The sequence below is a fragment of the Streptococcus sp. 2106 genome, assembly GCF_013277315.1.
Lineage (GTDB): Bacteria > Bacillota > Bacilli > Lactobacillales > Streptococcaceae > Streptococcus > Streptococcus pseudopneumoniae.
On the sequence record NZ_VMMS01000102.1, the window covers coordinates 1 to 8,367 of the forward strand.

Consider the following 8,367-nt stretch of genomic DNA (forward strand, 5'->3'; position numbering starts at 1 on the left):
ACTATATTAGTATATCACAGTCACTTTCGTTTGTCAACACTTTTTTTGAAACTTTTTAATCTTTTTTTCATCAAGTGTTACAACCGCAACATACTATAGTCCGTACGGGATTCGAACCCGTGTTACCGCCGTGAAAAGGCGGTGTCTTAACCCCTTGACCAACGGACCAGAGTTGTTATTTTCAACTCTTACTATTATACAATCTTTTTCAGACTTGTCAACACCTTTTTAAAATTTTTTTTACTTTTTTGCATGACTTCCTAATGGGTACGGATGTCAAACTCTTTAAACACAATACGTAAATCTCTTAACACTCTTTGACGCCCTCGGAAGCGTTCATCTCTTAAGATGCGTTCTAATTCTTCTTGTTGCTCTTTAGTTTGTTTATTTCTATAATTTCTTAGTGTTTCATGAAAGAGATAATAATCGTCTAGCCAGAGTCCTCCATCACTTATACGATGACTGATTTCACCCACTTCTTCATAAGGTTCTTTATCATATCTTCGTTTGTGGCTTTCTTGTTTACGGATATGGTCTAAAATTCGATTACGGAATTTAGTTTTGAAGTATTTACGTAAACGAGGAATATCTTCTACTAGTCCTTCTTCTCTACTAATCAATTCATGTAAGCAAATCATTCCCTCTTGGTCCCAGTCCGATAGCTCCCATAAATGAAGGTAATATTCATTTCTACACTTATATATAATTCCCTGGACTTCTTCATACAATTCTTTAATCATTCTTTTCCCCTTTCTGTGTACAGTCTAACAGATTCAGAAACACTTTTGGCACATTTCATCCATTCTGTTCTCTACACCGTCTCAACTGCACAAAAAAGAGAGGTCTTGCCTCTCTTTGGGTTATAATTCTGCGATTTGGTTTAGGTTTACTTCTGCAACTGTGTCATTACCAAACATAGAGATAATCATCTTCACTTTGTTATTATCAATTTCTGTAATCTTACCAGTGTAGTCTGCAAAAGCACCATCAATAATACGTACAGTTTGACCAACCTCAACATCGAAATCAAATTCTTGAACAGTTTGTCCCATAGATACCAAAATGTCACGAATTTCTTGTTCCAATAATGGTGTTGGTTTTGATCTATTCCCGTGAGATCCGACAAATCCTGTAACGTTTGGTGTGTTTCGCACAACAAACCAAGCTTCATCTGTCATCACCATTTCTACAAGAACATAACCTGGAAAGCGATTTTCTTCTACTTCTTTTCTCTTTCCATTTTTTTCAACTTGCACTGTTTGTGTTGGAATTTCAACGCGTAGAATATTATCCAACATATTGTAGGTTTGTGCACGTTGTAATAGATTTTCTTTTACCTTATTTTCATAACCAGAATAAGTTTGTAAAACAAACCACCCTTTATCAAAACTATCCATGATATTTCCTTTCATAAATAGAAGATTTCTAGTGTAATTAACTCCACTAATCTTCTAAAAAATGTTAATAAATCGAATCAAACCTGAAACAATCAACTGGTCAAAAATGTAAATAATTACTACAAAGAAAGCTGTGTATTCCATGATAGAACGAAAATCTCTCCAGCTTTCCTTGCGAGTTGGCCATGTTGTGTCTTTAAGAAGTCTAAAAATATCTCCAATAAAACGCATCGCTCTCTCCTATCTCGTTTCTCTGTGTGTAGTGTACTTGCCACAATGCTTACAAAATTTATTTACTTCTAGTCGTGTAGGCTTGGGGTTTCCACTGATCTTGATTGAATAGTTTCTCGAACCACAAACCGCACAAGCTAGGCTTGCTTTTTTTAGTGCCATAACGCCTCCATCTTATCTATTATAACAAGAAAGCTAGGCTTTGACAAGCATCTTAGCGAAATAGATTGACTACCGAATCCCATATTGTTTGAGCCTTTTCCTTAATCTTAGCATCCGAGATAGCCCGACTAGCCTCATCTACTAGACTTTGCGCACGTCCTCGAATATCAGACAAATTATCATCTGTCTGGCTATTATCATTGGTTTGTACTTGTCTTTTTGTGTTAGCTGGTGCAATTCCATTTTGTTTATAAGCATTTTCAACTGTAAAGGTCCTTCCTGGTGTATAAGGTAAAATGGTATTGGCAATGTTTCTAAAGACATGGGCTGCACCGTTTGAAGTAGATCCTGCTAGATAGTGATTTTCATCAGTGGTCGGAAAACCAAGCCAATGGCTAATCACTACATCTGGAGTATAACCAATCACCCACTGGTCACTTGTGTATTCCGGATTGAAAACTGCTTCAGTTGTTCCAGTTTTTCCTGCCATGACATAGTCTGCAGGCGATGAACTAATACCAGTTCCGTTTGTAAATGTTCCCAACATCATACTGGTCATCTTGTCAGCTACAGACTTATCAATCACCCGTTTTTGTGAATTTTTATGGCTCGCAATGACCTGACCACTAGCATTTTCAATTCTACTAATAAAATGTGCTTCCGGCATTAAACCTTCATTTGCAAAGGCAGCATATGCTTGAGCCATTTGCAGAGGATTGGTTTCGACACCACTTCCCAAGGCGACGCCAAGAACACGGTCGACCTTTTCCATGTTGAGTCCGAATTTTTCGCCTGCCTCAAAAGCCTTATCAAGGCCCAAATCATTAACAGTAGCAACAGCAGGTAGATTAAGCGATTCTGCCAAGGCTTGATACATAGGAACTTCTCGACTCGTTTTGATTCCTGCATAGTTATCTACCTTATAGCTGTTATACTGCATGGTATGGTTATCCAAGAGCTTATTCAAAGCCCAACCTGCCTCAACTGCTGGCGTATAAACAACTAAAGGCTTAATTGTAGAACCAGGGCTACGTTTTGATTGGGTTGCATAGTTGAAATTCCGGAATCCAGTTTTATCATTGTCAGCAACTTGACCGACAACCCCACGAACTCCCCCTGTTTTCGGTTCAAGAGCTACACTTCCTGATTGTGCAAATGTTCCATCCTCTGCCCTCGGAAATAGTGAGGTGTTCTCATAAACAACCTGCATATTTGCTTGGTAGTTTTGGTCCAGCTCTGTATAAATGCGGTAGCCATTATTGACAATTTCTTCCTCTGTTAGATTATACTTAGAAACAGCTTCATTAACCACCGCATCAAAGTAAGAAGGATAGCGGTAATCTGAGATTTTCCCTTCATACTTATCGTGCAATTGCGAAGTCATATCAACTTCTGCAGCTTCGGTTTCTTGGTTTTTATCAATATATCCCGCCGCAACCATATTTTGCAAGACAGTATCGCGCCGATTGGTAGAATCTTCTACAGAGCTCAAGGGATTATACAGTTCCGGCCCTTTGAGCATCCCTGCCAGAGTCGCAGCTTGACCCAAACTCACTTCTGACGCAGAAACTCCAAAGTATTTCTTACTCGCATCTTCTACACCCCACACACCATTTCCAAAATAAGCGTTGTTAAGGTACATGGTTAAGATCTGATCCTTACTATATTTTTTTGTTAATTCTAAGGCAAGGAAAAATTCTTTCGCTTTTCTCTCAACGGTTTGATCCTGCGACAAATAGGCGTTTTTAGCCAGCTGTTGGGTAATAGTAGAACCACCACCTGAACGACCAGCAGTGACAATCGCCAAGAAGAAACGACCATAGTTGATCCCGTCATTTTTATAGAAAGAACGGTCTTCTGTCGCAATAACAGCATTCTGCAAATTTTTACTGATGTCAGTCAGTTCAACATAAGTTCCTTTTTGACCAGACAAGGCACCAGCCTCTTTTTCTTCACGGTCAAAAATGATAGTCCGAGTTTTCAAGGCGTTTTGCAAATCGTTAACATTGGTTGACTTAGCTACAGCAAACAAATAGGTTCCAACTAGCAAGCCTGCACTCAAACCTAGTATAAGGACAATCTTTGTTAGATGATAACGACGCCAGAATTTTCGAATTGGACCCACTTGGGCCAATTTTTTTCTATCACTGCGAGAACGACGTAAGCTAGTAGAATCAGAATCTTCTAGTTCACTTGTTTCTTTTTTAAAAAGAGAAAGAAATTTCTCGAATAATTTATCTAATTTCATGCGTTTATTTTATCATCTTCATCATAGGAAGACAAGAATTTAGCTATTTCCTATCCAAATAGGGCTTTTTTTGTTACAATATCTGTATGCAATTCACATTTACATTACCAGACTCTCTACCTCAAATGACGGTAAAGCAATTACTGGAGGAGCAACTCCTCATCCCTAGAAAAATCCGTCATTTTTTAAGAATCAAGAAACACATTTTGATTAATCAGCGAGAAGTTCATTGGAACGAGATGGTAAGTCCTGGAGATGTTTGCCAGTTGACTTTTGACGAGGAAGATTATCCCGAAAAAGAAATCCCTTGGGGCAACCCAGACTTAGTGCAGGAAGTTTATCAAGATCAACACTTGATTATTGTAAACAAACCAGAGGGGATGAAAACGCATGGTAATCAGCCAAACGAAATCGCCCTTCTCAACCATGTCAGTGCCTATGTTGGCCAAACCTGCTATGTCGTTCATCGTCTGGACATGGAAACCAGTGGCTTGGTTCTCTTTGCCAAAAATCCTTTTATCCTGCCCATTCTCAACCGCTTATTGGAGAAAAAAGAGATTTCTAGGGAATATTGGGCGCTTGTTGACGGAAATATCAACAGCAAAGAACTTGTTTTCAAAGACAAAATTGGGCGTGATCGCCATGACCGCAGAAAACGAATAGTTGATACAAAAAATGGGCAATATGCTGAAACGCATGTAAGCAGATTAAAGCAATTCCCAAACAAAACGACCCTTGTCCGTTGTAAACTAAAGACAGGGCGAACCCATCAGATTCGTGTGCACCTTTCGCATCATAACTTCCCTATTTTGGGCGACCCTCTCTATAACAGCAATTCAAAGACGAGTCGGCTTATGCTCCACGCCTTCCGACTGTCCTTTACCCATCCGCTTACTCTAGAGAAATTAAGCTTCACTGTCCTATCAGATACTTTTGAAACAGAATTAAAAAAGAATGGATGATTGTGTCATCCATTTTTAAATATTTGAAAAGCAAGACCAAGAGGCCTTGCTTTTTATCGACTCAAGAATTATTTAGCAATTTTTGCGAAGTATTCAAGAGTACGAACAAGTTGTGCAGTGTATGACATTTCGTTGTCGTACCATGATACAACTTTAACCAATTGTTTACCGTCAACGTCAAGGACTTTAGTTTGAGTTGCGTCAAACAATGAACCGTAAGACATACCTATGATATCTGAAGATACGATTGGATCTTCTGTGTAGCCGTATGATTCGTTTGAAGCTGCTTTCATAGCTGCATTCACTTCATCAACAGTAACGTTCTTTTCAAGAACAGCTACCAATTCAGTAACTGATCCAGTTGGAGTTGGAACGCGTTGTGCAGATCCGTCAAGTTTACCGTTCAATTCTGGGATTACAAGACCGATAGCTTTTGCAGCACCAGTTGAGTTAGGAACGATGTTTGCAGCACCAGCGCGAGCACGGCGAAGGTCACCACCACGGTGTGGTCCGTCAAGGATCATTTGGTCACCAGTGTAAGCGTGGATAGTAGTCATCAATCCTTCAACAACACCAAAGTTGTCTTGAAGAGCTTTAGCCATAGGAGCCAAGCAGTTTGTAGTACATGAAGCACCTGAGATAACTGTTTCAGTACCGTCAAGAACGTCGTGGTTAGTGTTGAATACAACTGTTTTAACGTCGTTTCCACCAGGAGCAGTGATAACAACTTTTTTAGCTCCACCTTTAAGGTGTTTTTCAGCTGCTTCTTTCTTAGCAAAGAAACCAGTAGCTTCAAGAACGATTTCTACACCGTCAGTAGCCCAGTCGATTTGTTCTGGATCACGTTCAGCAGAAACTTTAACGAATTTACCGTTAACTTCGAATCCACCTTCTTTAACTTCAACAGTACCGTCGAAACGACCTTGAGTTGTGTCGTATTTCAACAAGTGTGCAAGCATAACTGGATCTGTAAGGTCGTTGATGCGTGTAACTTCAACACCTTCTACGTTTTGGATACGACGGAAAGCAAGACGACCGATACGTCCGAAACCGTTAATACCAACTTTAACTACCATTAGTGATTTCCTCCTTATGAAAATCATGAAATTTTTATTGTGAAAAGAGTAACTTGAATCACTACAAATCACCTTTCAACAAACCTATTATATAACTATTTAAGTTTAATTGCAAGTACGGGCATTGTTTTTCTATGTTAGTTTCTTTTTTAAACTGTAAATCAAGGAATCCCTTACTATTCATAGCGTAACGATTCTACAGGATCCATTTTACTAATTTTACGCGCTGGGAAGTAAGCTGAGACATAACCAAGCAAGAGAGCGAAAGCTAGAGTTCCTAAAACAGATAAAAGATTTAATTCAAAAACCTTCGTGATGGATGGGTAAAAGTGATTTACAACCGCATTCGCCAAACTTCCCACCCCTTGTGCAACCAAAAAGGCCAGTAACAAGGCGATGCCTACAATCCAGATAGCCTCGTAAATAAAAATTCCTTTGACATCACGATTTTGATAACCAACTGCCTTCATGACACCTATTTCCTTAGAACGTTGCATGATATTGATGTAAATAATGATACCAATCATGACCGCTGCTACCACAATAGCTTGTGATGAAAGTACAATCAACAATCCCTGAATGACACGAATAAAAGTAATCACAATATCAAGAACCTTCTGTTGAGAAAGAACAGTATACTTCTTGTTTTTCTGCAATTCTTCTGTTATCGCTTTTGTTTGTGATGGATCTTTGAGTTCCAAGATAAAATAAGATACAGCTTTTGTAAATCCAGCTTCTTTCAAAATCGTTTCCATTTGATGAGACGGCATGAAACTGTTGCTGTCCTCCAAGTCATCTTCATCATTGATTACACGTACAATCTTTGTTTGAAATTGAGCAGTCTTGCTAGCTTCAGCATCATTTTCTACAATGCTGGCTGAGACTGATTTGCCAATAATATCACTAGCTGTCAGATTTTTTCCTGTCTGTTCATTCCAATTTTTTAGTAAACTGCTTGGAATCGTCAATCCCTGTTCATTTGAATCCGTATAGAGGGAACCAGCTAACACTTTGTCCGCCTCATTACTACTAACAGAGATACTTGTATCCTCATAGAGACTCACTACTTGAGCATAAGAAGGCATCGTTTGACTCAGATCCATTTCTTGACCATCTATAGTCATATTTGACATGATCATCCCAAAAGGACTCTCCAAATATTTAATAGCTTCTTTTCCAACTGTATCCGTGATGTAGTTCTTATCATCTTGGTTCAAAAAGCCTCGTCCAACATTTTTTGTGTTTAAAGCAATCTGAACTTGTGAAGGGATTTGACCTCCATTCGTATTTTCATCAATCATCGAAATCAATGCATTTCCCAAGCCGAAAGAAATTAAGACTCCTACAAAACCGATTGAGGTTGCTAGCGCAATCAATAGGTTACGCCACTTTCTCTCCAGAAAGTTATTTAAAGAAAGTTTGAATTTATTTTTCAATGATAATCCTTTATTTTTTGACTTCTTCAACGACTTCACCATCCTTCATTTTGATAATCACGTCTGCATATTCAGCAACCTCTGGATTATGGGTTACAATTAGTACTGTTTTCCCTGTTTGGGCTAAATTTTTAAATACCTCCAATACCATTTCTTGGGATTGAGAATCCAGCGAACCCGTTGGCTCATCTGCTACAATCATATCAGGCTGATTTACCAGTGCACGCGCGATTGCTACACGTTGCTTTTGCCCACCAGAAAGTTGTTTAACATTTTTAGCTACAAAAGGCTCCATGCCCAAGTTACTTAATTGCTCCTTTGCAACCATTGTCATCTCCCTGTCAGATAAATCTTTGACATAGAGAGGTAGCTTGACATTGTCCAAAACAGACTGATGAGGAATGAGGTTAAAGTTTTGAAACACAAATCCAATCTTATCTTTACGAAATTGAGTTAGTTCAATCTCTGATAAGTCACGGAGGGATTCCCCTTTAAAGTCTAAAATTCCCTCGTACTCCCTATCTAAACCACTGATAATATTTAATAGACTGGTTTTGCCACATCCTGACGGACCATAAATCGCAGTGATTTTCCCTTCAGCAATCTGCAGGTTAATATTTCTTAGAGCCTGCTCTTTCTGTTTGCCGTCCAAAGCGTAAAATTTTGAAATATTTTTAATGGATAAAATGGACATTCTTTCCCCCTTATTTAAAACTGTTATCGTCATACATCATAATTATAGAAAAGCCTTCAAGCGACATCAGCACTGATTGCCACTATGAACCTACTGCTTAGAATTTTTTCTCTATTGCCGAGTTTGCTTCTGGATGTATAGCAAGTAATACTCTTCGAAAA

General features: G+C 38.7%; 9 protein-coding genes and 1 tRNA gene. 1 reads left to right on the forward strand and 9 read right to left on the reverse strand.

The genetic code is table 11. The annotated features are described in order from the left end of the window. Positions 1–96: 96 nt before the first annotated feature. The 6 genes from HT723_RS09965 to pbp2a all read right to left on the reverse strand — a co-directional run bounded on the left by HT723_RS09965 (position 97) and on the right by pbp2a (position 4,038). Positions 97–168: transfer RNA gene (locus HT723_RS09965), tRNA-Glu, on the reverse strand. Positions 169–260: 92 nt separating this feature from the next. Further along, the gene (locus HT723_RS09970; protein ID WP_023936990.1) at positions 261–740 is read right to left on the reverse strand and encodes a transcriptional regulator; all 480 of its coding nucleotides are present in this window, start codon (positions 738–740) and stop codon (positions 261–263) included. Positions 741–860: 120 nt separating this feature from the next. After that, positions 861–1,397 carry a transcription termination/antitermination protein NusG gene (gene nusG, locus HT723_RS09975; RefSeq protein ID WP_000376739.1) on the reverse strand — a complete coding sequence of 179 codons (537 nt, stop codon included), beginning with the start codon at positions 1,395–1,397 and terminating at the stop codon, positions 861–863. Positions 1,398–1,451: 54 nt separating this feature from the next. After that, positions 1,452–1,628 (reverse strand): preprotein translocase subunit SecE, encoded by a 177-nt coding sequence (secE, locus tag HT723_RS09980; protein WP_001210991.1) that lies wholly within the window; start codon positions 1,626–1,628, stop codon positions 1,452–1,454. A gap of 9 nt (positions 1,629–1,637) precedes the next feature. Beyond that, positions 1,638–1,790 (reverse strand): 50S ribosomal protein L33, encoded by a 153-nt coding sequence (rpmG, locus tag HT723_RS09985; protein ID WP_001809375.1) that lies wholly within the window; start codon positions 1,788–1,790, stop codon positions 1,638–1,640. Between the two features lie 52 nt (positions 1,791–1,842). After that, a complete protein-coding gene (gene pbp2a / locus HT723_RS09990; RefSeq protein ID WP_172935129.1) occupies positions 1,843–4,038 on the reverse strand; it encodes a penicillin-binding protein PBP2A in 2,196 nt (731 codons plus the stop codon). A gap of 86 nt (positions 4,039–4,124) precedes the next feature. Between pbp2a and HT723_RS09995 the strand changes: the two genes are divergently transcribed. After that, positions 4,125–5,000: an RluA family pseudouridine synthase gene (locus HT723_RS09995; protein WP_078892095.1), complete on the forward strand. Its 876-nt coding sequence runs from the start codon at positions 4,125–4,127 to the stop codon at positions 4,998–5,000. Between the two features lie 68 nt (positions 5,001–5,068). On the opposite strand, the gene gap is transcribed toward HT723_RS09995, so the two are convergent. The 3 genes from gap to HT723_RS10010 all read right to left on the reverse strand — a co-directional run bounded on the left by gap (position 5,069) and on the right by HT723_RS10010 (position 8,206). Then, complete coding sequence (gene gap / locus HT723_RS10000; RefSeq protein ID WP_000260684.1) at positions 5,069–6,076, reverse strand: type I glyceraldehyde-3-phosphate dehydrogenase; 1,008 nt, start codon at positions 6,074–6,076, stop codon at positions 5,069–5,071. 176 nt (positions 6,077–6,252) lie between these two features. Continuing rightward, positions 6,253–7,554, reverse strand: coding sequence for an ABC transporter permease (locus tag HT723_RS10005; protein WP_166730778.1), 1,302 nt, complete (start codon positions 7,552–7,554; stop codon positions 6,253–6,255). Then, the gene (locus tag HT723_RS10010; RefSeq protein WP_172935130.1) at positions 7,523–8,206 is read right to left on the reverse strand and encodes an ABC transporter ATP-binding protein; all 684 of its coding nucleotides are present in this window, start codon (positions 8,204–8,206) and stop codon (positions 7,523–7,525) included. The genes HT723_RS10005 and HT723_RS10010 overlap by 32 nt, the downstream gene beginning before the upstream one ends. Between the last annotated feature and the right edge of the window lie 161 nt (positions 8,207–8,367).

Bases quoted from the DNA above. Each gene is read 5' to 3' on its own strand.
- HT723_RS09970 (WP_023936990.1), bottom strand. From the start codon at position 740: ATGATTAAAGAATTGTATGAAGAAGTCCAGGGAATTATATATAAGTGT.
- nusG (WP_000376739.1), bottom strand. From the start codon at position 1,397: ATGGATAGTTTTGATAAAGGGTGGTTTGTTTTACAAACTTATTCTGGT.
- secE (WP_001210991.1), bottom strand. From the start codon at position 1,628: ATGCGTTTTATTGGAGATATTTTTAGACTTCTTAAAGACACAACATGG.
- rpmG (WP_001809375.1), bottom strand. From the start codon at position 1,790: ATGGCACTAAAAAAAGCAAGCCTAGCTTGTGCGGTTTGTGGTTCGAGA.
- pbp2a (WP_172935129.1), bottom strand. From the start codon at position 4,038: ATGAAATTAGATAAATTATTCGAGAAATTTCTTTCTCTTTTTAAAAAA.
- HT723_RS09995 (WP_078892095.1), top strand. From the start codon at position 4,125: ATGCAATTCACATTTACATTACCAGACTCTCTACCTCAAATGACGGTA.
- gap (WP_000260684.1), bottom strand. From the start codon at position 6,076: ATGGTAGTTAAAGTTGGTATTAACGGTTTCGGACGTATCGGTCGTCTT.
- HT723_RS10005 (WP_166730778.1), bottom strand. From the start codon at position 7,554: ATGGTGAAGTCGTTGAAGAAGTCAAAAAATAAAGGATTATCATTGAAA.
- HT723_RS10010 (WP_172935130.1), bottom strand. From the start codon at position 8,206: ATGTCCATTTTATCCATTAAAAATATTTCAAAATTTTACGCTTTGGAC.